The 24,251-nt window shown below is 43.9% G+C and carries 23 protein-coding genes; 7 read left to right on the forward strand and 16 right to left on the reverse strand.

Features of this window, described 5'->3' with window-relative positions:
- Positions 1–91 precede the first annotated feature (91 nt).
- Positions 92–1,333 (reverse strand): extracellular solute-binding protein, encoded by a 1,242-nt coding sequence (locus IAE45_RS06700; protein ID WP_086337881.1) that lies wholly within the window; start codon positions 1,331–1,333, stop codon positions 92–94.
- Between the two features lie 246 nt (positions 1,334–1,579).
- On the opposite strand from IAE45_RS06700, the gene IAE45_RS06705 reads away from it, so the two are divergent.
- Positions 1,580–2,488 (forward strand): ArsR/SmtB family transcription factor, encoded by a 909-nt coding sequence (locus IAE45_RS06705; RefSeq protein WP_008380365.1) that lies wholly within the window; start codon positions 1,580–1,582, stop codon positions 2,486–2,488.
- 78 nt (positions 2,489–2,566) lie between these two features.
- Here the strand turns inward: IAE45_RS06705 and IAE45_RS06710 are convergent, their stop codons facing one another.
- From IAE45_RS06710 to IAE45_RS06735, 6 genes are all read right to left on the reverse strand, one after another.
- On the reverse strand, positions 2,567–3,595 hold the full coding sequence (locus IAE45_RS06710) for a Gfo/Idh/MocA family protein (protein WP_010749991.1): 1,029 nt from the start codon (positions 3,593–3,595) through the stop codon (positions 2,567–2,569).
- 24 nt (positions 3,596–3,619) lie between these two features.
- Positions 3,620–4,588, reverse strand: a complete 969-nt coding sequence (locus IAE45_RS06715) for a sugar phosphate isomerase/epimerase family protein (RefSeq protein WP_081119273.1) — start codon at positions 4,586–4,588, stop codon at positions 3,620–3,622.
- Positions 4,585–5,304 (reverse strand): ThuA domain-containing protein, encoded by a 720-nt coding sequence (locus IAE45_RS06720; protein WP_200125537.1) that lies wholly within the window; start codon positions 5,302–5,304, stop codon positions 4,585–4,587. Before IAE45_RS06720 ends, IAE45_RS06715 begins: the two co-directional genes overlap by 4 nt.
- Entirely contained in the window at positions 5,301–6,053 is a 753-nt protein-coding gene (locus IAE45_RS06725; RefSeq protein ID WP_200125539.1) for a sugar phosphate isomerase/epimerase family protein, read from the reverse strand. Before IAE45_RS06725 ends, IAE45_RS06720 begins: the two co-directional genes overlap by 4 nt.
- A 30-nt stretch (positions 6,054–6,083) precedes the next feature.
- Positions 6,084–7,157, reverse strand: coding sequence for a Gfo/Idh/MocA family protein (locus tag IAE45_RS06730; RefSeq protein WP_005228203.1), 1,074 nt, complete (start codon positions 7,155–7,157; stop codon positions 6,084–6,086).
- A 235-nt stretch (positions 7,158–7,392) separates the two neighbouring features.
- Positions 7,393–8,259 carry an AraC family transcriptional regulator gene (locus tag IAE45_RS06735; RefSeq protein ID WP_077452146.1) on the reverse strand — a complete coding sequence of 289 codons (867 nt, stop codon included), beginning with the start codon at positions 8,257–8,259 and terminating at the stop codon, positions 7,393–7,395.
- Positions 8,260–8,391: 132 nt separating this feature from the next.
- Here IAE45_RS06735 and IAE45_RS06740 point away from each other — a divergent pair, with 132 nt between their 5' ends.
- On the forward strand, positions 8,392–9,180 hold the full coding sequence (locus IAE45_RS06740; protein ID WP_200125541.1) for a PHP domain-containing protein: 789 nt from the start codon (positions 8,392–8,394) through the stop codon (positions 9,178–9,180).
- Between the two features lie 107 nt (positions 9,181–9,287).
- Here IAE45_RS06740 and IAE45_RS06745 read toward each other — a convergent pair whose 3' ends face one another.
- The 6 genes from IAE45_RS06745 to IAE45_RS06770 all read right to left on the reverse strand — a co-directional run bounded on the left by IAE45_RS06745 (position 9,288) and on the right by IAE45_RS06770 (position 14,682).
- Entirely contained in the window at positions 9,288–10,226 is a 939-nt protein-coding gene (locus IAE45_RS06745) for a 2-dehydropantoate 2-reductase (protein ID WP_074934119.1), read from the reverse strand.
- Positions 10,227–10,493: 267 nt separating this feature from the next.
- Positions 10,494–11,456 (reverse strand): oxygen-dependent tRNA uridine(34) hydroxylase TrhO, encoded by a 963-nt coding sequence (gene trhO / locus IAE45_RS06750; RefSeq protein ID WP_200125543.1) that lies wholly within the window; start codon positions 11,454–11,456, stop codon positions 10,494–10,496.
- Between the two features lie 107 nt (positions 11,457–11,563).
- The gene (locus IAE45_RS06755; protein WP_015510359.1) at positions 11,564–12,313 is read right to left on the reverse strand and encodes an alpha/beta fold hydrolase; all 750 of its coding nucleotides are present in this window, start codon (positions 12,311–12,313) and stop codon (positions 11,564–11,566) included.
- A 100-nt stretch (positions 12,314–12,413) separates the two neighbouring features.
- On the reverse strand, positions 12,414–13,286 hold the full coding sequence (gene scrK / locus IAE45_RS06760) for a fructokinase ScrK (protein ID WP_077452152.1): 873 nt from the start codon (positions 13,284–13,286) through the stop codon (positions 12,414–12,416).
- Positions 13,287–13,305: 19 nt separating this feature from the next.
- Positions 13,306–13,803, reverse strand: coding sequence for an LURP-one-related/scramblase family protein (locus IAE45_RS06765; RefSeq protein WP_005233908.1), 498 nt, complete (start codon positions 13,801–13,803; stop codon positions 13,306–13,308).
- A gap of 3 nt (positions 13,804–13,806) precedes the next feature.
- On the reverse strand, positions 13,807–14,682 hold the full coding sequence (locus IAE45_RS06770) for an SPFH domain-containing protein (protein ID WP_096741698.1): 876 nt from the start codon (positions 14,680–14,682) through the stop codon (positions 13,807–13,809).
- Positions 14,683–14,847: 165 nt separating this feature from the next.
- Here IAE45_RS06770 and IAE45_RS06775 point away from each other — a divergent pair, with 165 nt between their 5' ends.
- Positions 14,848–15,204, forward strand: coding sequence for a hypothetical protein (locus IAE45_RS06775; RefSeq protein ID WP_008379558.1), 357 nt, complete (start codon positions 14,848–14,850; stop codon positions 15,202–15,204).
- 39 nt (positions 15,205–15,243) lie between these two features.
- Here the strand turns inward: IAE45_RS06775 and queG are convergent, their stop codons facing one another.
- On the reverse strand, positions 15,244–16,419 hold the full coding sequence (gene queG / locus IAE45_RS06780) for a tRNA epoxyqueuosine(34) reductase QueG (protein ID WP_142964544.1): 1,176 nt from the start codon (positions 16,417–16,419) through the stop codon (positions 15,244–15,246).
- Between the two features lie 259 nt (positions 16,420–16,678).
- Here queG and IAE45_RS06785 point away from each other — a divergent pair, with 259 nt between their 5' ends.
- From IAE45_RS06785 to dhaL, 4 genes are all read left to right on the forward strand, one after another.
- Positions 16,679–19,003, forward strand: a complete 2,325-nt coding sequence (locus IAE45_RS06785) for an HAD-IC family P-type ATPase (RefSeq protein WP_200125544.1) — start codon at positions 16,679–16,681, stop codon at positions 19,001–19,003.
- A gap of 204 nt (positions 19,004–19,207) precedes the next feature.
- The gene (gene dhaM / locus IAE45_RS06790; RefSeq protein ID WP_005228160.1) at positions 19,208–19,612 is read left to right on the forward strand and encodes a dihydroxyacetone kinase phosphoryl donor subunit DhaM; all 405 of its coding nucleotides are present in this window, start codon (positions 19,208–19,210) and stop codon (positions 19,610–19,612) included.
- Positions 19,609–20,592, forward strand: coding sequence for a dihydroxyacetone kinase subunit DhaK (gene dhaK, locus IAE45_RS06795; RefSeq protein WP_200125546.1), 984 nt, complete (start codon positions 19,609–19,611; stop codon positions 20,590–20,592). The genes dhaM and dhaK overlap by 4 nt, the downstream gene beginning before the upstream one ends.
- Before the next feature lie 14 nt (positions 20,593–20,606).
- Positions 20,607–21,212, forward strand: coding sequence for a dihydroxyacetone kinase subunit DhaL (gene dhaL, locus IAE45_RS06800; RefSeq protein WP_142425047.1), 606 nt, complete (start codon positions 20,607–20,609; stop codon positions 21,210–21,212).
- 77 nt (positions 21,213–21,289) lie between these two features.
- Here the strand turns inward: dhaL and IAE45_RS06805 are convergent, their stop codons facing one another.
- Both IAE45_RS06805 and IAE45_RS06810 read right to left on the reverse strand, forming a co-directional pair.
- Complete coding sequence (locus tag IAE45_RS06805) at positions 21,290–23,158, reverse strand: acyltransferase family protein (RefSeq protein WP_061053302.1); 1,869 nt, start codon at positions 23,156–23,158, stop codon at positions 21,290–21,292.
- Positions 23,159–23,356: 198 nt separating this feature from the next.
- Positions 23,357–24,232: a YitT family protein gene (locus IAE45_RS06810; RefSeq protein WP_200125548.1), complete on the reverse strand. Its 876-nt coding sequence runs from the start codon at positions 24,230–24,232 to the stop codon at positions 23,357–23,359.
- Positions 24,233–24,251: the final 19 nt, after the last annotated feature.

Consider the following 24,251-nt stretch of genomic DNA (forward strand, 5'->3'; position numbering starts at 1 on the left):
CCTCCCCATCAGAATTCCTACCTTATCAAAAAATGGACTGAATTCTTTTTATGGTCGCTCTTCCTTCTGCCACAGCCTCCAAGTGAGAAGATTATTTCATCTTTTCTTCTACAACTTTTTGGATCTCACCAAAAGTCGTTTGAATATCTGCTTTTCCTGTGATCATGTCCCATGAACGATTATCATATTCACCAAAGATATACGATAAGCCATCAACTGCGTTAACAGAAATTGCCGCTTGTCCTTTTTCTGTCTTCAATAAGAAGGATTGTGGCATCTCAACATATTCTTCATTGTCTAGCATTGCTAAGGAAGTAGGATTTGCACCTGATTTGACCCACTCTAATTGGTTTGCTTGTAACCAAGTCAGAAAGTCGACCATGCCACTTTTCTTTTCATCGGAACGTTCCTCGTTCGTTTTGAACATCGCAAACTGATCGACGCCTGAACCCTGAATGATATGTTCCGCATTCCATTGAGGAGTAAATGTTTGACCCCAAGTGAAGTCACTGATTTCTTCCATATTACTTAGCATCCATGTTCCTTCTGGAAGAAAAATCAGCTGCTGGTTTGCAAAAAGTTTATTTGCATCTTCACCATCTGGGACCATGTAGCCGGCATCGTATAGATCCTTAAACTCTTGAACGGCATTGTAAGAAAACTCATTATCGATATTGATGTTTCCTTGTGCATCTTGCCATTCCCCACCCATTTGTTGGTAGAGATTCGAATAATTCTGCATGCCCCATGTATAGCCAAAACTATAGATACCATCTGCTTTTGCTTTTTCCCCAGCTTGTCTGATTTCTTCGTACGTCACTACGCCATCATCCAACGCTCCTGGAACATATTTATCCACCAAATCTTGGTTGTAATACATCACCCACGAACCCATGGTTGCCGGAATCCCATATTGACTATCATCCACTACACCAGTGTCCCAAGCAGCTTCTACGTAGTTTTCCCGTGCCAATTCTGTCCCATCGATCATGTCATCCCAAGTTTCAAGCATGTCTTGGTGTTTATACGTAGGCAAAGCTTCTGAGGCGATCAAAGCCAAATCAGGGACACCTTTCCCCGATTTCCCCGCAGTCGTCAACTTTGAAGTAAAGGTGTCACCTTGCATGCTTACTAGCTTCACTTTAAAGTCTGGGTCTGTTTCATTGTATTGATCAATTGTTTTTTTGATTTTTTCACCGTCCGGTCCTGTCGTCGAAGACCAAAGCAAAATTTCTGAATTATTACTTGAGCTACCACTTCCGCCACAAGCAGCTAACAACACTGTACATAATAAGCTTGTCCCTACTAAAACAATTGATTTACTTACTTTCATTTTTTACACTCCTTTTAATTTAACTAAAAAGTAAAATGACATCCAGTTATCAATAAACATAATCGTTAGACTATCGTCGAATAATGTTTACACCGTAAAGTTACTATAAATATAAAGCGCTGTCAACATTATTTTAACAAGGTGTATCTAAAAAAATCATCATTTTACTATTTTGTAAATTCACAAGGTTGTGTTATAATTAAACCATCTTTTCATTAAACATTTTAGTATAACGAGGTGATCGCTATGGAATTGGATCTAACAAACGCATCTTTACCGATCTACGAAGCACTGGCAAATGAAACTCGCTTAGCGATTTTAAGAGAATTAGGCGATAAGAAGAAAAGCATCAGTGAAATTGGACAAAAATTAGCAATCAGCAATGCTTTGATGACCAAACATATCCGTAAACTCGAAGAAGCTCAGTTGATCAAAACAGAAAAAGGATCGGGGCAAGACTGGAAGAAAAAATACTTATCTCTAAAAACTGATTTCATCAATATCAATTTCCCAGCAAAAGTGTTTCCAGAAATGAATCTAACCTCCCAATCCGTGAAAATTGGCCACTTCACCGATTTTAAAGCTGAGCCTTCTTGTGGAATGGCGACCAAAGACCGCTTGATTGGCGCCTTAGATGATCCAAAATCTTTTCTGGATCAAGAACGTGTTGATGCAAGTATCATCTGGCTAAATAACGGTTTTTTAGAATACAAAATCCCAAATCCTTTGAAAAATGGCGAAAAAATCGAATTACTGGAAATCAGTATGGAGATCGCTTCAGAGTTCCCAATTTCGAATAACTATTGGCCCAGTGATCTTTCCTTTTACTTAAACAATCACTGCATCGGTAGCTACACCGTACCAGGAAACTTTTCGGATGTCAGAGGTTCTCTGACTCCGCAATGGTGGATCGATGAGTTCAGTCAATATGGATTACTTAAGCATTTGCGCATCAATCGCTATGATACTTCCCTTGATGGAGAAAAATTAACAGATCACAACCTGAATGAAATCGACTTAGACCACAGTGACTTTTTCACCTTTAAAATTGCTGCACCTGCAACTGCCGAAAACGCTGGTGGTCTGACCATTTTCGGCGATCGATGGGGAAATTATCCTCAAGATTTATTGTTCAATTTTTACGTATCGGAATGACTGTTGTCGTTTCATTACACAAAAAAAGCACGTAGCGAAGAGAGACCACTCCCTCAGCTAGTGCTTTTTTCTATTCTCTTACGCTGTGGCAAAAATGCGTTCGATCAACTGCATCACTGCTCGGACTTCTTCGTTTTTAACGATAGGTTCGGCACCGTTGCGTACAACGTTGTAAAAATTCTTGTAGAAAGGTTCAAAATCCGCTTCGGCTTTCGGGAAAGGAATTTCTTTGGCTGCCAATTCCGATGGGGGTGCCATCGTTTTCGTCAAGCCGACGCCTGCTTGGACTGGTTTTGGTGCTGCCACATCTTCGCGACCTGTTGCTTGCACCATTTCCCCATTTAAATCCCAATCGGTGATGGTGGCTGTTCCTTCTGTTCCTTTGATGTACCAGCGAGGCAATTGCGTGTAATTGGAGGTTCCAACTTCCACGATTGCTTTGACCCCATTTTCAAAAGTAATCAAAGCGAAGAACCCATCATCGACTTCTTCCCCCAACACAAAGCTAAGATCCGCTTTGACGTCTTTCACTGGGCTGTCGATCAGCCATAGCATTTGATCCAACAAGTGAACGCCCCAGTCTAAAAGCATTCCCCCACCTTGTTTTTTCACATGGCGCCAGTCTCCTGGGATGCCGTTTGCCCCTTGGACCCGTGATTCTAATTGGAACAAATCACCGATCTGTCCATTACGGTACAGTTCGCGTACAAGTAGAAAATCAGGATCCCAACGGCGGTTTTGGTGAACCATAAAGGTATTGCCAGTTTCTTGGGCAACCGCCACGATCTCATCTAGTTCCGCAGTATTCAGCGCAACAGGCTTCTCGCAAACAACATGTTTGCCTGCTTTCAACGCAGCGATCGATAACTCTTTGTGCAAGTCATTAGGTGTGGCGATCAGTACTGCTTCGATCGTCTCATCGGCTAAGACTTCATCATAGCTTTTAAAGATCTTATGGCCTTTTTCTTGGGAGATCGCTTGACGTTCTTCATTGATATCGTAAGTTCCTACGATGTGGATTCGTTCGTTTTCATTTGGTAAGATATTGTGGACATGGTACGCACCCATGCCGCCATATCCGATTACTGCAAAATTGATTGCACTCATGTCTGACACTCCTCGGTTTTCTTCTTATGCCCACCACATGGATGAAGCTTCTTCACGGATCATAATCGTCTTCAAGTTACTGATGGCACGAGTCAGTCCTTCATCAATGGACATGATTGGATCTTCATGTTCAATACTCAAGACATAATCATACCCATAAATTCTAAGCGCAGAAATAATATCTGACCAGACTTGTAAGCTGTGGCCGCAACCGACTGAACGGAAGGTCCAAGCTCGGGTTTTGACATTGCTATATGGCTGCATGTCCGTCAAGCCATGCATGTTGATATTGTCTTGGTCCAAATACGTATCTTTGGCATGGAAGTGATGGATCGCATCGGCTTCCCCTAAGATTTTGACCGCTGCCACTGGGTCGATCCCTTGCCACCATAAATGACTTGGATCCAAGTTACAGCCGATGGCTTTCCCCGCAGCATCCCGCAGTTTCAACATCGTATAAGGGGTATGTGCCAAAAAGCCACCATGAAGTTCGATCCCAATTTTAACACCAGCCGCTTCCGCTTCCGTGTTGATGTCTTTCCAATAAGGAATCAATTTTTGTTCCCATTGATAATTATAATTGTCATCGTATTCCGTTGGCCACGGCAATACTGGCCAGTTGACTTGCGTATCTGTTTCATTTCCGCCTGAAACGCCTGAAAATCCATTCACAACAGGTACATTCATTAAGCTGGCTAATTTGATGGTTTTGCGCAAAAGTTGATCGGCTTCTTTCGCTTCTGCTTTTAGTGGAGAGATTGGGTTGTTGTGGCAGCTCAAAGCTGAGATTTCCAATCCTTTATCAGCTAATTTCGCTAAGTATTCTTTTCGCTCTGCTTCACTTGCTAGTAAACGGTCAATGTCTAAGTGGGCATTGCCGGGAGAACCACCGGTACCGATCTCAACGGTTTGGAGCCCTTTTTTCGCTACTTCATCGATCATTTCTTCAAAGCTAAGTTGATTGAATAATGGGGTAAAAACACCTAATTTCATTTTCTTTCCTCCTCAATTGCTTGAAAATGCCCATATGTTGGGTAACGATTTTCTGTTGGTGCACACCAGCGAGCCGCATTTTGGATCACTTTTTGCACTTTGGGATTGTAATAGCTTGGGAATGTCTCATGACCAGGCTGGAAATAGAAAATCTTGCCATTCCCACGGCGGAATGTACAGCCGCTGCGGAAAACTTCACCCCCAGGGAACCAGCTGACAAAGATCAATTCATCCGGCGCTGGAATATCAAAGTGCTCGCCATACATTTCCTCTTGCTCTAGTTCGATCCATTCGCCGACTCCTTCAACGATTGGGTGGCTTGGATTAACATTCCAGATCCGCGCATGCTGATCGTCTACCCGCCATTTCAAATCGCACGACGTTCCCATCAACGTTTTAAAGATTTTCGAAAAGTGACCAGAATGCAAGACGATCAGTCCCATTCCTTCCCATACACGCTGCTGCACACGAGCAACGATAGCATCATTGACTTCTTCATGCGCCATATGGCCCCACCAAACCAACACATCCGTGTCAGCCAATACTTGCTCCGTCAACCCGTGTTCTGGTTCATCAAGGGTCGCCGTTCGCACTTGGAAATCATCCTCTGCTAAAAACTTGGCAATTTGACCATGGATTCCTTCTGGATACATTTTTTGGACGGTCTCATTTGTTTTTTCATGACGAAACTCGTTCCATACCGTAACATGGATCATTGGTAGACCTCCTCTACGATGTTTTTTAATTGCAGATAATCAATCCCGCTGGCTTCTAAAGGAGCGAATTTTTGAAACGCTTCCTGCTCGACGATCAGCCATGGTAGTTCTAATGCTTTAGCTGCTTCTACATACGACTTGATTGGTAAAATCCCATTGCCGATCTCGGTGCTTTCCTGCGGCTGCTCTTGCATATCTTTGATATGAACCAAACCGACCTTCGTTTCGCGTTCCTTTAGCCAAGGTAAAACAGCCACGTTTGCAAAGGCTAACCAGTAAAGGTCGGCTTCCAAACGCAGTTGCGGATTGTCTTTGATCAGTTCATCGATCATGGATTCTCCAGCAATTTCAGTAAATTCATGGGCATGATTATGGTAGTAACAAGTCAGCCCTTCTGCCTGCAATTTTTGGGTGATCTGGGTCAGCTCCGCAGCAAAGGCTTGCCATTTTTCCAAAGAATCAAAGCTGGCATACGGAATCACGATCCGTTGATTGCCAATCGTTTTTTCAAAAGCGACGGTTTCTTCAAAACGATCTTGCAATGCTTCAAACGGGATATGGGAAGCCGCGACCGCCAAATCCAACTGCTCCAGCATTTCTTTGATCTGAACAGCACTGTGTCCATGATAACCGGCAAATTCAACACCGTCATAGCCGTTTTGTTTTACTGTTTTCAACGCTTCAAAAAGATCTGTCTTGCAGTCCTCTTGAATACTCCAAAGCTGTAAAGCGATTTTCGGTTTTGTCATTTATGCTCGCTCCTTTTCTTCCAGCAGTTCTTATAGGTAGACTGGCTCACCGGTTTGCGATGATTTGTAGATCGCTTCTAAAATCTCCGTCACGACCATTGCTTCTTCAGGTTTGACCACTGGTTCGGTATCGTTGATGATCGCATGGATCCACGATTGTGCTTCTAAAATTTCTGGCGTCTCCCCGTTTCCTTCATAAAAATCAACGCCGCCTGTTTCAAGTTCGATATTTTTTTCATACAGCAAGCTGTGGTCTTCCCCATTGATGGTCAAACCGTTGTTCATATCCGCACCGGCTTTGCTACCCATCAGTGTCGTTTTGGCTTCTTTCACGTCCAAACTGTTGAGTGCCCAGCTGGCTTCTAAGAAAATCGTTGCGCCATCTTCCATGACCACAAAACCAAAGGCCGAATCTTCTACTGAGAATTTCTCTGGGTCCCAAGGGCCCCAAGCATTTGCGGCATTTTTGGTTTGTGACAACTCATGATACGCTTTTCCGACAACAAATTTTGGTTTGTAATTGTTCATCATCCATAAGGTCAGATCCAATGCGTGGGTACCGATATCGATCAAAGGACCGCCGCCTTGCGCCTCTTCATCAAGGAAAACACCCCAAGTTGGCACAGCCCGACGACGGATCGCATGAGCTTTCCCAAAATAAATGTTTCCTAATTGTCCTTCGGCGCACACTTCATGAAGATAACGAGAATCTTTTCTAAAACGGTTTTGGTAGCCGATCGTGAGTTTTTTTCCTGTTCGGTTGGCTGCTTCGATCATTGCTTTGGCTTCTGCCGCTGTCTTTGCCATTGGTTTTTCACACATGACATGACAATCCGCTTCTAGTGCGGCAATCGTCAACTCAGCATGTGAGGCGTTTGGTGTACACACATGGATCACATCTAGATCAGCTTGTGCCAACATTTCTTGATAATCGCTGAATACTTGGGCATCTTCGGTCCCAAATGCTGATTTCGCTTCAACTGCACGTTCAACCAGCAGATCACAAAAGGCAACCATTTCTACTTCTTCTACTTGAGACAAGGCAGGCATGTGCTTGCCGTTTGCGATCCCACCGCACCCAATGATTCCAACTTTAACTGTCATATCTTTCCTCCTGAAAACGCTTATTATTTTCTACCCCCTCATTATAGCGAAACATCGAAAGCAGTTCTTCCCAGTTTCCATTGAAAAAATTCCCGAAAATTATCTTATGAAACTTTAACAAAAAGAACCACTCCACAATTTATACAAAACGCTTAAAAAAACACTATTGAGAAAAAATAGTGCCAAATTGACAAAAAAAAACAGTCGACAAGCAAACGCTCATCGGCTGTTTCTATCAATTTTGATTCAGTTGTTTCTGGTACTGCAACGGTGATTGACCAACGGCTTCCTTAAAGACATGGTGAAATGTTTTGACACTGGCAAAACCTGCTTTTTCAGCGACTTCTGCCATGGGAATCTTTTCATTGGCCAAGATAAATTTGGCTTGATTGATGCGGTATTCCGTCAAAAACTGCATGAAGGTCTTGCCAGTATTGGTTTTAAAGAAACGCGTGAAATAATGGGGACTAAACCCTACATGTCTTGCGGTGTCCTCCATCGTCAAGACTTCTTGGTAATGAGATTCGATGTACTCAAAGACATCATTCAGGCGCTGCAAGGTTTCTTTGTATTGTGCGGCCGTTCGTTTTAGCGGATTGACGGCTTGTTTGCGCTTTGGCAAACCTTGATAGCACTCCCCAATCAACTGGTAAAGCAGCCCGAGAGTCAAATAACGCTTCCCAACAACATTTTCTTCTTCCAACTGATACAACTCGATCAAGAGACCTGTTATTTTTTCCGTAAAACTCGCTGGCCAATTTTTGCTGTGGGGCTCCCCTTCTTCAAAGAGTGTCATCAAGGATACTTCATTTTCTCGCAGCAGCGGCTCTTCAAAAAGCTGCATATCAAATTGATAGACATAGCGTTCACTCTCAGGCGATGCTAGAAAATAGTGGGGTTGCCCGCTGGAAAAAAGATACAGATCCCCTTCCTCCAACTCAATGATCGTATCGTCAACACCAATATTGACCGTGCCGCGCTTAGCGTAAATGATCTCGATTTCTTTATGGACATGGGGATAAACGATGGTCAACCCATCATTTAGAAACGTTCGAAAACGAAATTCACTTTCAAATTCAGGAATTTCAAGATACATACTCATGGCTGACCGACTCCTTCGCTCTATTCTTATTTATTATAATCGAAAAATTGCCCAAGAGAAAACCTTTTCTCAGCCAATCATAGTTTCTTCTGCTTTTTTGTGGTATCGTATTCAAGAAAAGGAGTCTTGTTTATGAATTATTATGATCAACATCTGCATACATTTTTGTCTTTTGATTCAGATGAACAGTTTGAGAATTATCTAGCTTACCAACCTGCCTACTTCGTTGCGACAGATCATTTCGATTTGAAGAACCCCTATTCGGGATTCCGTGATGATATTCCTGACTATGAATTACTAGTAAATACCCACCAGAAGCTGCAAGAGACCACAGCGACGAAACTCTTAAAAGGCATCGAGATTGGTGTCGTGCCTGGTCAAGAACAAGAAATCTTGCGCTATCTTGAAAGCCATCCCTATGACTTGAAATTGATCAGTATCCATCAAAACGGTACCTTTGATTATATGGACGATGCCGTGTTGAACAAGGACAAATTTGCAGTCGCCAAACAATACTTTGACCAAATGGCCCACGTGTTGGACTCGTTTTCTGACGGGCATATCGTGACCCACTTTGATTATGGCTTGCGTCGTTTCCAATTTACAGCTGAGGAATTGGCCGCCCATTTTGAAACAGAGTTAACGACGATCTTCAAAAAAATCGTTGCCCGTGACTTAGCGATGGAAATCAACGCTAAGAGCTTTGGCCCCTATCAAAATGCCCACCTTTATCAATATGCAATCCCGCTGTATCAAAGTGTCGGTGGTAAATTGTTCACCCTCGGCTCTGATGCCCATAAAGCCAGTGACTATCGGTTAGATTTTGCAGCGATGAGCGATCTGTTGCGTTCCTTTGGTGTCAATCAATTAGCGGTCTTTCAAGGTAGAGAACGGTTTATGGCGGATCTGCCTGCACAATAGCGTCACCTTTAAATGCACTCTACAACACATTTTCAATAAATGAACCAAAAACGGCGAACCCTAAAAGGATACGCCGTTTTTTCATTTTAAGACCATATTTACTTAGGTTATTCTGCTGCTAAAATATCTTCCTTAGCATGGATCATTTGAGTCAAAAAGTCGCAATAAGGCGTTGGCACTTGGTACTTGTGGCCTTTTCGTGAGATTGCGCCATTGATATAATCGATTTCGGTTTTACGATGATTATTGATCAAATCTTGATACATGGATGGATAGTGCATTCCGATGCCTTCTGGATCATAGGTTTCTTCAATATGGTGGACTACTTCGGATACATCCAGTTCAACAGATTCATGGGCAGCAACTGCCGCAAATTCTTCCACAATCGTTTGGACCATCGCACGCGCCGTTGAGGTTTGTCCGAATTGGGCAATATTCACATTTAAAATCGAACACAAACCATTTAGTGTGCCGTTAACACAGGCTTTGCGATAGATGGAGTAGCGAATGTTCTCAGAATAAGACGCATTTAACCCAGCATCAGCCAAGACTGCCGCTAATTGACGGGCATCTTCTTCTTTGCCCGGTTCGATATTTTGCAGTTCTACAGAACCATCCCCAAACAAGCGAACATTACCAGGACCAATCAAGTCCGCCGTCCAAATGGTATTTCCTAAAAAGATTTTATCCGTGCTGACATATTTTTCAATCGTGTCCTCATGACCGATCCCGTTTAATAAGCATAAGACTTTCGTTTGCTCGCCGATCATCGGTTTGATCGTTTGCATCATTTGATCCAGTTGCATCGCTTTAGTAAAGACCAGGATCAAGTCTGCTTGTACAGTCGTTGGGATCTCATTTTGCGAATAGATCGAAAAAGGGACTGCGATCTCTTCACCGTTTAAGTTCGCTCGTAATCCGTGTTCACGGATCGCTTCGATATGCGCCGGCCAGCCGTCGATTAACGTGACGTCATTTCCGCCTCTTTTTAACATAATAGCAAAACGGCTGCCCATAGCACCTGCACCAGCAATAACAATTTTCATCTGAATTCCTCTTTCCTCTTCCACAATTAGGTATAGTTTACTCTAAAATCGTGAAATATGCGAGAGCCTTGCGTTTTTTCTCGATAGGAAAGAAAAAAGAACAATTGGAATAGTTAGATTTTTCAGACAATTAAAAAACAATCGTTTCCAATTCTGTCCATTCAAAAAAAGCCGCACGGAAGATGGAAAACTTGACTGAGCTAAGCCAGTTTTCGGACTCACGTGCGACTCTTTTAATCATTCATTTTCTGTGAAACAGTTGTCGGTTTAGGCAGTGACTGTTTCTTTTTTTGTTGCAAAGTTTTTTAACCGTTCAGCTTTTTCTGCTTCTGTGATCCCATGTTGTTCCACGTAACGGTTGTGTTCGTGGATGGCACAATCATAGCTACAGGCACCTAAATGGGCAGCTTGATTTTCTTCAGAAGTCAAAAATTGGCGATTGCATTCTGGGTTGGCACAGTTTACATAGCGCTCGCAAGGTGTGCCATCAAACCAGTCGCGACCGATAACTTTTTTATCCACATGATTGATTTCCACACTAATGCGTTCATCAAAGACGTACATTTTGCCATCCCAAAGCTCGCCTTGAACTTCTGGGTCATTCCCATAAGCAAAGATACCACCATGAAGTTGGGCCACATCATCAAAGCCTTCTCGCAGCAACCAGCCTGAGAATTTTTCACAACGGATACCACCAGTACAATAAGTAACGACTTTTTTATCCATAAATTTTTCTTTATTATCGATGATCCATTGCGGCAACTCACGGAAGCTGCGGATATCGGGACGAACGGCTCCCCGGAAATGGCCTAAGTCATATTCATAATCGTTACGGGCATCGATCACCACGGTATCTTCATCTAACAAAGCTTCTTTGAACGCTTTAGGATCTAAATATTTTCCAGTCATTTCTAATGGATCGATGTCATCTTCCAGGTTCAATGAAACCAATTCTTTGCGCGGACGAACGAATAGCTTTTTAAACGCATGTTCTTCTACTTCATCGATTTTATAAAAAATCCCTTTAAAACGGGGATCAGCTTCCATTTTTTCCATATAGCGATTTGTTGCTTCAACCGTTCCAGAAAGCGTGCCATTGATCCCTTCATTGGCTACTAAAATACGGCCCTTGATGCCAATTTCTTTTCCAAATGCTAAATGCTCCTTGGCGAAGCTTTCCGGATCTTCAATTGTTGTGTATTTATAAAATAATAAAACGCGGTATGTCAAACCAATTCCTCCTTTTTTTGCACCCTACAGTATAGGTTATCACGTGACAAAAAACGAGTTTTATGCTTGTACTTTTCCACACAATCTTTTTCCTTGAGCAAACAGTGTCATGGATTGGTTTTATTGAGCTCTGCCACGAAAAAAGCTGTGACTTGATCCATCGTTTCTCCACGCACCAGATGGCGTTCTTCTCGCGAGATAAACTGCAGATTTGCTTCTGGATTTTCTGCCACAAAGGCTTCCACATCACCATAAGGAATTTTCTCGTCTTGGGTACCATGCCAAAACAAAAGAGGACGCTGTCCTAATTTCTCTGGTTGAGAAGACAGGTCGTAAGCATCCATCCAGCTTAATAGCTGACCATAATCCTCGGGTACAAAGAACCCAGCAGCGCCAGCGTGCATTTGGATGCGGTCACGGTATTTCAACATGGAAGGAGAACCCATGATACAAGCTGCCGCTGTGATTTCTGGATGCTGGCACAATAAACCGCACGTGGTCATCCCTCCCATGGAGACTCCGCCAACTGCGATCTGACCGTTGACCAAACCAAGATTTTCAAAAAAATCGACTAAGTAAGAAAACTCAAATAGATTGGTTTGGATACTTTGCCAAAAAGTTAAAGAAGGAATCTCCGATAGCTGGGTCTTGCGCTCCCCATGATTGGCTGCATCTGGCAAGACCACCCGAAAACCTTCTCTAGCCAACTTTCTGCCTTGTGTCAACACTAATTCTTTACTCGTCTGCCAGCCATGATAGTAAATAATCAATGGCAGCGGCTCATAAATCATTTCTTCTGGTACGACTTCTAAGACCGGAATATTCCCGATTTTTCTTTTTCGAACAGCTAATTTCATTCTTTTCCACCTCAGCTTAAGTATACAAAAAGTCGCCAAAAGCGCCACTGATACGCTGTAAAAAAAGATCATACCCGAAGAGTATGATCCGTTTTTTCGTTTATGAATGTAAGACCGCTTCTCGAGCCAATGCCAAACAACCGAGGGTTCCAGCGTTGTCTTCCAATGCTGGGGTCACGATATATTTGCTTAACTCAGGCGTTTCGACATACCCATTGACCAATTTTGCAAATGCGTCGTGGACGTTTTGCAGCATATGGCGCTGTTTCATCACACCACCGCCAAAAATGATCACATCTGGAGAAAACATCAAGGTTGTATTGTAGGCACATTGAGCAATATAGGAGGCTTCGATTTCCCAATAAGGATCATCTTCTGCAACCTCTTGTCCTTTTTTCCCTAAGCGTTTTTCGATGGCTGGTCCAGCTGCCATCCCTTCTAAACAGTTGCCATGAAATGGACAGCTGCCAGCAAAGTCATCTTTTGGATGAGGGACGACCAGCATATGCCCCATTTCTGGATGACTAAAGCCTTCAATAAAGCGCCCTTCTTGTAAGGCCCCGCCGCCAACACCTGTACCGATCGTGTAGTAAACGACACTACTCAATCCTTTGCCACTGCCGAAGACATACTCACCGTAGGCAGCCGCATTGACATCTGTTGTCCAAGAAATCGGGATCGGAAATTCTTTTTTCATGGTACCGATGAAATCAAAATTTTGCCATGCCAATTTCGGGGTCGAGGTAATGTACCCATAAGTGGCAGAATCGTGATGGATATCGATAGGCCCAAATGAGCCAATCCCAATCCCTGCTAAATCTGTTTGGTATTGTTTGAAGAAATCAATGACTAAAGGCATTGTTTCCTCAGGTGTCGTTGTCGGAAAGCTCACTCTTTCCTTGATTGTCATTTCTTCATCGCCAATGGCACACACAAATTTTGTGCCGCCTGCTTCAATCGAACCGTATAACATGCACATCGCTCCTTTTTTTCTAACTACTTGCTGAACTTGATGCTGCGGCATCATCTGCTTTGACGCGATCGATGGCTACCACTAATGCAATGATCAGGTCATCTAGATCTTCTTCATAGATCACGACTTCATAGGTATCGCCCCAAGAGATCCATTTTTTGTGGATCTCTGCGATTCGCTTACCGTTGCGGTTAACCACAAAATCCATATCCCACCAATTGCCGTCCACATCGATGCCTTCTGCACTGATGGAATAGCGGGCTTTAAAAAATGTGAAATGTTTTTCTAAAACGATCGCTTCTTGGCCGTGGACTTCCACAAAAAATTTCGGTAATAAACTGAACACTTTTTTGGTGATCTCCGCGATCGGTCGCTGCTGCTCATTGAAGATCGTAAAACTTTTCGGGATCTTAAAAAAACTGCCTTCGACATAATAGCGAGGGTTTTGTAAATCATCGGTGACGGTAAATTTTTCGCCGATGCTGAAAACCTTCTGTTTGATGTAAAGTTTCTTCAAATGCTACACTCCTTTCTCTTTGACATCGCCCGTATTGATCACCGGCTGCGTGCCTTTATCGGTAATGATCGACACCAATAAATTATTGATCAGTTGGACTTTGCGGTCATCCGTGAAATTGATGTCCTGTCCGTCTTCGATTTGTTCTAACGCCATTTGTGTCATGGAGACGGCCCCTTCAACAATGATTTGCCGTGCAGATAAAATCGCTTTGGCTTGTTGGCGCTGCAGCATCGCACTAGCGATCTCAGTCGCATACGCCAAGTGGTTTAAGCGCGTCTCCAAAACTTCGACCCCGGCAACAGCCAATCGTTCTTGCAATTCTTTTGCCAGCTCCTCCGAAACTTCATTGGTATTGCCTCGCAACGTCAGATCATCGTCATTGAACGTGTCATAGGGGTATTGCGTCGCAATATGACGAATCGCTGTTTCACTTTGGATCTCAATGAAATCTTGGTAATAATCGACATCAAACAATGCTTTCGCCGTATCCACGACTTTAAAAACCACCACTGCCGAGATCTCGATCGGGTTTCCGTCTGAATCATTGACCTTCAACAGCGAACTGTTAAAGTTGCGGACTTTCAATGAAACATTGATTTTTTTGGTTAAGGGGGTTGTCACGAATAAGCCGTTGTCTTTAATGGTCCCTAAATATTGCCCAAAAAAGAGGATCGCTTTGGCTTGGTTGGGCTGTACGATCGTTAACGAACTAAGGAAAAGAAACGAAACGATCCATAAAAGAATACTGAGAACGATTTCGAGAACGCTCTCATTTACGAACCCATGATAAAACAAATAACCGCCGCCAACTAATAACCCGATCAGCACAACCAGTGCTAAATACCCATTCACATGAAATGTCTGTTTTTCTGTCATTTTTATTCCTTCCCTTCTTGCTCTTATCTTACCTTGGTTAAAGCCGCTGTGCAAATGTTCTTGCGCATATCAGCGACGATTCCCAATCAAGCTATTTTGTTTTCTGCAACTTTCCCGTTACAATTAAGGTAGGACAAAATTTTTCACAAAAAAGGAGTAATTCTTATGGCACAAAAAATTGACTTAGAAACGAGTAAATGGTCGTTGGAATCGATCATTAAAACGGTCGGCACCGATCTTTCCTCTGTTGTAGAGGTACAAAACAAAGATGGCATTGACGTTGTAGTGATCTCGAAAGACGAGTGGCAACATCTTTTGGAATTACTCGATGCGCGTCATGCAGAAGGCTATCGGTTAGAACAAGAGCTTCCTGAAGAAATTTTAATTGACGTTGCCGATACCGACAATCAGTATACAGAAGACGGCGAGTTAGAAATGGAACTGCCTGAACGTGTGCATCCAGCACCAGATTTTGAACTGGATTCAGAAGAAATCGTTGAAAGTGATGACGTACTAGATTAAACAAAAAAGCAAAACGGCCACAGGCACGTTTTGCTTTTTTTATAGCTCTTTTTCCTGCTTTTTGGTAATGACTGCTTGCAATCGTTCGATGGCAGGCTGCAATTCTTGTAGCGCCTCTTCTTCGGGTTCTAACTCTGCGCACCGTTGCAGTCGCTCTAACCACATCTCTGGTTCTTTGACGCCCAACTGGCCAATTGCCCAATAAGCCGTTCCTCGAATCACTGGGCGCACGTCTTCTGTCGCACAGCGCCAAATCGCTGGCAAGGCACTGCGGTCTCCCACATTGGCTAAGGCGATGATGGCATTACGCTGCAGCGGTTTTTTCCCCCGCCAAGAGCCAGATAGATGGCCAAATTGTTCTTTGAAGGCTTTGTTTGATAAAGACAGCATCGGTTGCAGTTTTGGATAAACGGTATCGACTTCAGGCTCCATCTCTTGATGAAAATGGAAGTCCTTCCCCCGATTATAAGGGCAGACCAGCTGACAAATATCGCAACCGTAAATCACATTATGCATCTTTTTGCGGTACTCTTCTGGCATCATGCCCTTCGTCTGGGTTTGATAGGACAAACAGCGCTGGGCATTCATCCGACCATCGCCCAATAACGCTTTGGTGGGGCAAGCCGTCACACAACGCATGCAATCCCCACAACCAAACGGGACCTCTTCATCCGGTTCAAGAGAGATATTAGTGACGATCTCCCCGAGATAAACAAACGAACCAAATTCTTCCGTGATCAGCAAGCCATTACGACCGATAAAGCCAAGACCCGCCCGCTGCGCTGCCGCCACATCCACCAATTCCCCTGTATCGACTTGCGGTGCGAAACGCCATTCGACTTGTTCTTCCATCGTTTGCGCTTGTTCTTTGATAAAGGCGATCAAGCGATCCAACCGTTCTCGCAAAATATCATGGTAATCGATGCCCCACGAGGCACGGGCAAACATGCCACGTTTTTCATCCCGCGGGACTTTCTCTTTGATTTTTGTCGGATAAGCTAAAGCGATCGCAATGATCGTTTGTGGATTTTCAAATGTCCGTTCAGGATAGATCCGCTCTTCGATCACGGGATGCTCAAAACCAGAGGTATGGCCTTTGGCTTTTTGTTCCCGCAAGGAAGGCTCCAATGCCAAAAACGGCTCCGCTGAAGCAAACCCGATCTTGTCGATGCCAAGCCGCTTGCTTTCTGCAATAATTTTTTCTTTTAAAGACATGCTCGCTACCCTCTTTTGTCCGCTAAGCATCTGCTTCTCGGCTTTTTCTCTTCCCCTATTATACGTAAGCACCAGAAAAAAGTCGATGGTGCGGTTTGTTCCCCCAGTTTTTTTCTTTCTTTAAAAGAACACGTGTTGATTGTTTAAGATTTTAATTAATTTTATCGTTATTTTCCTCGCAACGATTGCATTGCCTTTTTCGAATGCTAGACTAGATAAAGGAATTAGAAAGAAATGAACAAATGAAATGGAGATGCTTATGACTCAATTACCCACCGGCTTGACTGCAGCAGAAGTCGCCAAGAAAACCCAAGAGGGGTTGCACAATGATTATGAAACAAAAACCAGTAAATCAACTGCTGCGATCATCAAAGACAATTTACTGACATTATTCAATTTTCTCAATCTATTGATTGGCGTTTTTTTATTTGCCGTAGGCGCCTATTCCAACATGTTCTACTTAGCGATTATTTTTGTGAATATCACCATTGGGATCAGCCAAGAATTGCACGCGCGTAATTTAGTAAAAAAACTCTCACTTGTTTCACCGCAAACGGTACGAGTGATTCGAGATGCCCAAATCCATGAGATTTCAGCCAAAGAATTGGTCTTAGAGGACGTAGTTATTCTTGGTGCTGGGGACCAAATCCCCGCTGATATGACGGTGCTTTCTGGACTAGTCGAAGTCAATGAAGCGATGCTGACTGGTGAAGCCGATCTGGTTGTCAAAGAAGCAGGTGCTTCCTTACTCTCAGGGAGTTTCATCGTCAGCGGGGAAATGACAGGAACAGTCCTTCATGTCGGTGCAGAAAACTACGCAGCGAAACTAAGCAATGAGGCAAAGGTCCACAAACCGATCCGCTCTGAGCTGCTTGCTTCGATCCGTAGTGTATCCAAATTCACCAGCTATGTAATCGTTCCTTTAGGGGTGATTTTGTTCTTCCAAGCCTTTATGATGCGAGATGCTGGGATCAAGGAATCCGTCGTCGTTTCTGCCGCTGCCTTATTAGGAATGTTACCAAAAGGACTTGTCCTGCTGATCAGTATCGCCTTGACGACAGGTGTCATTAAATTGGCCAAAAAACGGATTTTGGTCCAAGACATGTATGCCGTTGAAACCTTAGCGCATGTCGATACCCTTTGTCTGGATAAGACGGGGACGTTGACGGAAGGCCATATGGTTCTCGAATCGATCGTTCCTCTCCAAGTCGACAGCGACCCTAACATGCTCTTAGGGAATTATTTGGCAGCCAGCACAGATAACAATTTGACGATGCAAGCATTGCGTCAAGGCTGCCCTGAGCTAACGGATCATCAGCCGATCGAAGTCGCTGCCTTTTCTTCACAGCGCAAATGGGGTGCTGTGGCTTTTGAACATCTAGGAAATGTCTATCTTGGCGCACCTGAAAAAGTCGCCGGCTCTGCTGCCTTGCCGCAAGTCATAGAAGCGCAAGAAGCTGGTCTACGGGTGTTGATTTTAGCCGTAGAAACTGATCCAAAAACGCCGACATCCTTTGACCCAACCAACGCACAAGCGGTGGCTGTCTTGATTTTATCCGATATCATCCGCCAAAACGCAGAAGAAACCTTGGCTTACTTAGCGGATCAAGGCATCGATCTAAAAGTGATCTCTGGCGATAATCCAATAGCAGTCGCAGCGATCGCCCATCGTGCAGGCCTAGCGAATGCCGATCAAGCCATCGATCTTTCTACCTTAACGACCGAAGCAGAAGTCCGAGAAGCTGCGACACGCTATACGGTCTTTGGTCGTGTGACTCCTGAACAAAAGAAACTACTCGTTCAAGAATTAAAAGCCAATCAACGGACCGTTGCCATGACGGGTGATGGCGTCAACGATGTGTTGGCACTACGGGAAGCCGACGTCAGCATTGCAATGGCTGCTGGCGACAGTGCGGCTCGTCAAATCGCTAACTTTGTCTTATTGGATTCTGACTTTACTACGTTGCCAGATGTTTTATTTGAAGGACGCCGCGTCGTCAATAACGTCACCAAAGCGTCGGGAATCTTCTTTATCAAGACGATTTACAGCTTCTTGCTCTCTTTGGTTTGTATCCTGACATCCAGCGCCTTTCCGTTCTTGCCGATCCAAATCACATTGATCGACTTAGCAATTGAAGGTTATCCATCTTTCTTCCTTTCCTTTGAAGAAAACAAAGCACCGATCAAAGGTCGTTACTTGCCGACAGTCTTGCTCAATGCGTTGCCAAATGCCTTGTTGGTGTTAGTCAATTACTTTGCGATCCGCTTTTTACAAACCGACTACGGTTGGTCGCAATTTGATACGACGACCTTGTTGTACTATTTGTTGATCGGGATCAGCTGTATCGCTGTGATTCGCGCTTGCTTGCCATTAAATCCATTGCGATTGTTCTTAGCGATTACCACTACCGTGGGGATCTATGTCGCAGCAATGCTTTTCCACGGATTGCTGGAAGTCGGTTTCTTGACCGCCGTAACATTGCCTTACTTCCTTGGCATGATGGCATTGAACATCTGCCTGTACGTGGGGCTTTCTTTCCTAACGAAGCGCTTTTCAGCCAAAGTGCTCGTTAAACAATCCTAATTGATTTTGCAGCATCGCTCTTTCTTGCTTTGTCCAGAAAGACGATGCTGTTTTTTTGTCCTCTCCATAGGTGCAACCATACAAGAAGAAAGAAATTTGGTATACTGAACCTGTAGGCGGTTTCAACAAGGACGGTGTTTCTTTGGAAAAGGCAACCCCCTTGTCAAACAGCCAAATTTAATCAGAAAGTGTTGGTGAAATTGGATGAAAAAAAGTATTTTACTCGTTTCTCACAGTCAGCAACTCACCGAAGGATTAAAACAGATGATCGAAGAAATGGCTGATGGCGAGTCAGTCACGATCTATTCTTTAGGCGGGACAGCAGAAGGAGAGCTGGGTTCTGACGCCACGAAAATCGTGGATGCCGTCAACGAATCCGCAGATGCTGAACTGATCTTAGTCTTTGCCGATCTAGGCAGTGCCGTTTTGAATGCCGAACTTGCTTACGACATGCTAGAACCTCAGCAACAAGAACGCTATCACCTGATCGACGCGCCGCTGGTGGAAGGTGCCTTTGCTGCAGCGATCACCGCTGGTTTTAGTGATGATTTGGCACAAATCGTTGCAGAAGCAAAAAAAGCAGCCGAGAAAGGATGGCATGAAGCATGAAAAAAATCATTAACGATCCCTCAATGATCGTAGAAGAAATGTTGGCTGGTATCGTAGGCAGTTATCCTGAACTGGTCCATCAAGTCGCCGACTCACGGGTGATCGCTAAGAATAATCAAAAAGAACAAGTCGGTCTTGTTTCTGGCGGTGGGAGCGGACATGAGCCGGCCCATGCTGGCTTTGTCGGTGATGGGATGCTTAGCGCCGCCGTTTTAGGCGATGTCTTCACCTCCCCTACCCCCGACCAAATTTTGACGGCTATCCAAGATTCTGATCAAGGACAAGGCGTCTTGTTGATCGTCAAAAACTATACTGGCGATATCTTGAACTTTGAGATGGCCAAAGATATGGCAGAAATGGAAGAGATCACAACGGAGATCGTGGTCGTTGATGATGATATCGCTGTTGAAAATAGCACCTATACTGCTGGCAAACGAGGAGTTGCCGGTACGGTCTTAGTCCACAAGATTTTAGGCGCAGCTGCTCGTAATGGTGCCAGCTTAAGTGAATTAAAAACACTGGGCGATGCCTTGGTTGCATCGATCAAAACCATTGGGGTCGCATTAAAAGCGGCAACAGTTCCTGAAGTTGGGAAACCAGGTTTTGAGTTAGCCGATGATGAGATCGAGTATGGCGTGGGCATCCACGGCGAACCTGGTTACCGTCGAGAAAAACTGAAACCCTCACGTGAACTAGCACAAGAGTTGGTGGAAAAAATCTTAGCGGATTATGAAAAGACCCCAGAAAAAGTCGGTGTCTTGATCAACGGTATGGGTGGTACGCCGCAAATGGAGTTGTTCGTTTTTGCCAATGATGTCGCGAAATTACTCGCAGAAAAAGACATCCCTGTCTCCTTCCATAAGGTCGGCAATTTCATGACTTCCATCGATATGCAGGGACTTTCACTGACCATGATCGATTTCAGCGAAACGGATCACACCGATGCGTTAAATGAAGACGTCACAACAATAGCCTGGTAAAGGAGCGAATAGAGATGCAATTGACAACAGAAACGGTGCAAGCATGGTTAGATACCTTCACGAAAGAAATCGAAGCAAACAAGGCCTATTTAAGCGATTTAGATACACCGATCGGCGACGGGGACCATGGCAACAATATGGCACGCGGCGTAGCTGCTTATCAAGAAGCTTATGCCAAACAACAGCCAACGACGATCAGTGATACCTTTAAAGTCTTCTCGATGGCAATGATCTCAAAAGTCGGCGGCGCTTCGGGTCCCCTTTATGGTTCGGCGTTTATGAATATGACCAAAGCAACGAAGGAACTAGAAACGATCGACTCCTTTGAACAATTAGGTACGATCGTTGAAGAAGGCTTGACGGGCATCAAAATGCGGGGAAAAGCTGAGTTTGAAGACAAAACGATGGTCGATGTCTGGCAACCTGTCGCAGAAGCCTTGAAAAAAGGGGAATTGACCAAGGACACGATCGAAGCAGCGAAAGAACATACCAAAGAACTTGTTGCTAAAAAAGGCCGTGCCTCTTATGTTGGTGAACGTGCCATCGGTCATATCGATCCCGGATCAGCTTCTAGTGCGATTTTGTTTGACTCACTGTTAACGGTGATAGAAAAAGATTAAAAAACGATGCTCTTTCAAAGCACCGTTTAAGACAAAAGACAAACCTTATGATTGCATAAGGTTTGTCTTTTTCTTGCCTATTCATCTTGTAAAATCGTTTGGGCAACTAGCTTCACGTATTGATCCATGCCATCTGGATTTGGATGGACCCGATCTTCATAAAACCAGGACTCTTGGTCATTACTCAAATCATACCAATCGATCAAGGTCATATTGTCGTATTTTTCCGCCATGCGCTCCAACATCCGATTGACTTCATTTTGCCAACGCTGTGTCGGTACTCGCACATTGATCCAGTAGACTTTGCGATCACCGATCTCATTCATAAAGCTGTCAAATTGGGCTTCTGTAAAGGAACCATTCGTCCCTAGCCCCACAAGGACCGTATCCCGCAAAAGATTTTTTTCTTTCAAGTCTTTGATCAATTCAGGGCTCGCATACAGCTGGCGCCCAACATCCCCATCAACTACCGCTTGGGTAAAGACTTCTTTCAAGTCAGCCGTTGCATCCAGCATCACAGAATCACCAAAAGCCGTGATTTCAAGAGATTCTGCTTTTTTCACTTGGGCTGCTGTTAGATCATACTTTTCCATGATATTTTTTTCATCTTCACTCGTGTTCGCCTCATCATCCGCTTCATTTCCTTCAGCATTCGCATTCTTTTGCGATTGCTCTGCCGCTTTTTTATTGGCCGCAATGTTGTCTTTCAACTGCTGCTGCTGGGCATCGACATAATTTGTCGGTGCAGTCACGACGCCAAACAAAGCAACGAGGGTAATGAGTAAGCTGGGCACTAACCACGGTTTTTTCCAACTAAAAATTGGTTTACTGAACCAACCGCGGACCGTTCTGAATGTATCTTTGTACTGGAATTTACGCATTGGGTTTTCGATAAACCGATAGGACAATTCACTGATAAACAAGATCAAGAATAGTTCCACTAACGTGTGCATCAGCACGTTCTCACCGATATTTCCCACTTTTGCTTCGTAAAATATCATCACTGGAAATTGATACAAATAGATCCCATAACTGCGCTTGCCGATATAACTGAAAATCGGATTACTCAATACCCGATTCAAACTGGCTCCGGGATGAGCGGTGACTGCCACAAGAATCGTACATAGGATACTGATCAAGAACATGCCGCCATAATAGACAAAGGTCAAATGATCATCTAAGAAAAAGAACGCTGCGATCAGACCAGCCAAGGAAGCAAAACCAGAGATATTTAAGACCCGTTTGGCTTTTTGCGGTATCTCTTTCTTCAAGTGGGTACTTGGCCAAATGAATGCTAAGGCACTCCCCATCCAGATCGAAAAGAGCCGCGTATCAGTTCCATAATAGACCCGTGTTGGATCAGCGCCTGGTGTGTAAAGGACCGCTAACAGAATTGCCGATAAAATCGTGACTGCGGCAGTAAATTTAAAGGCGCGATGCCTCTGCTTGCCGATTTTCATCAACAAAATAAACACTAAAGGCCAAATCAGATAGTTCTGTCCCTCCACAGCCAGTGACCACAGATGGGTAAAGGGGGATTCATTGCCGAACCGATCAAAATAGGATAACCCATGATTGATCTGCCACCAGTTGTTGTAATACAGCAACGAGCTAACAAAAACCCCGCGCAAATTATTCAGCAGGTTTCGCTGGAACAAAGTGATATACGCTGCTGAGATAAGCAGCATCACCACCATTCCTGGATAAAGCCGTTTCATCCGCCGTACATAAAAATCTTTGACTTTGATTTTGCCGTTTTGATCCCACTCTTGCCTCAGCAAGTCAGTGATTAAATAACCTGATACGACAAAGAATACTGGAACTCCTAAATACCCGCCTCGCATATGAGTAGGTAGTAAATGATATAAAATAACGCCGATGACTGCCAAGGTGCGAATGCCGTCGAACCCGGTAATATAGCGGCTTGTACTTAAACGTTTGTTCATTCTCCAACCACTTTTCTCTAATTGATCCAATTGTTTCATAAAAAAACAATTTCAGCATGAACGCTATTGATTCCATACTCTCATAATTTACCAGAAATCCCCCATATAAAGCTAGCAACATCTGCTATATTTCAAAAAAATTAATTTTTGGCGAAAAAAAAGTACTTCTATAAAGAAATACTTTTTTCAACTCCTTTTTTACAGTTCTTCTTCATAAAACCGACCCAAAATCTGGACATTTTCCGCAATACTGACAAAGGCTTTTGGATCGGCTTCTTTCATAGCACTGCGCAGCATCGGCAGTTCAAAGCGTGTGACTACCGTCAGCAAAACCGTTTGTTTGTCATGTTTGTAGGCTCCTTCGGCTTCATTGATGATGGTAATGCCTCGCCGCATATGTTTTTGGATCGTCTGAATGACTTCTTCTGGGTTGCGAGTGATGATCGTCACCTGCATTTTCTTTTGTTTCGTAAAGACCGCATCCGTCACTTTTCCACTGACAAAAATCGCGATCGCACTATACAACGCATATTGCCAGCCAAACAAGATCCCGGCGGCGAACAAAATAACAATGTTAAAGAAAATCGATATCGAGCCGATCGTCTTCCCTGTCCGTTTGCGGATGGCAATGCTGACAAAATCCAGCCCTCCGGAAGAAAGACCATTCTTCAAGGCATAGCCGATCCCCACTCCATTGATGGCACCACCGAAAATCGCACAGATCATCGGGTCCGTCGTGACGGTTTCTTCTGGCAAAATTTGCACGAATAAGGATGTCAATAAAACAGTGATTCCAGTAAAGATCGTAAATTTGTGGCCGATCTTAAACCAGCCAAGAAAAAATAATGGCACATTCAACAATAATAGCGCAAGAGATAAGGGGACATAAAACCCGATCCATTCTCTTGAGATCGTAGTAATGATCTGAGCGACACCGGTAATGCCGCTGGAATAAATATTGCCCGGCTGATAGAAAAAATTGACCGCAATCGATGCCAGCAGTGCGTACACGATCGAGAATGAAAGTTTGTTGGCATATTCCGGATGAGGGAGCCATTTAAACAGAGGAGTCATTGCATTTCATAGCCTCACT

Origin of the sequence: Enterococcus sp. S53 (genome assembly GCF_016516865.1) — a bacterium.
In the GTDB taxonomy this organism is placed as follows: domain Bacteria; phylum Bacillota; class Bacilli; order Lactobacillales; family Enterococcaceae; genus Enterococcus_D; species Enterococcus_D innesii.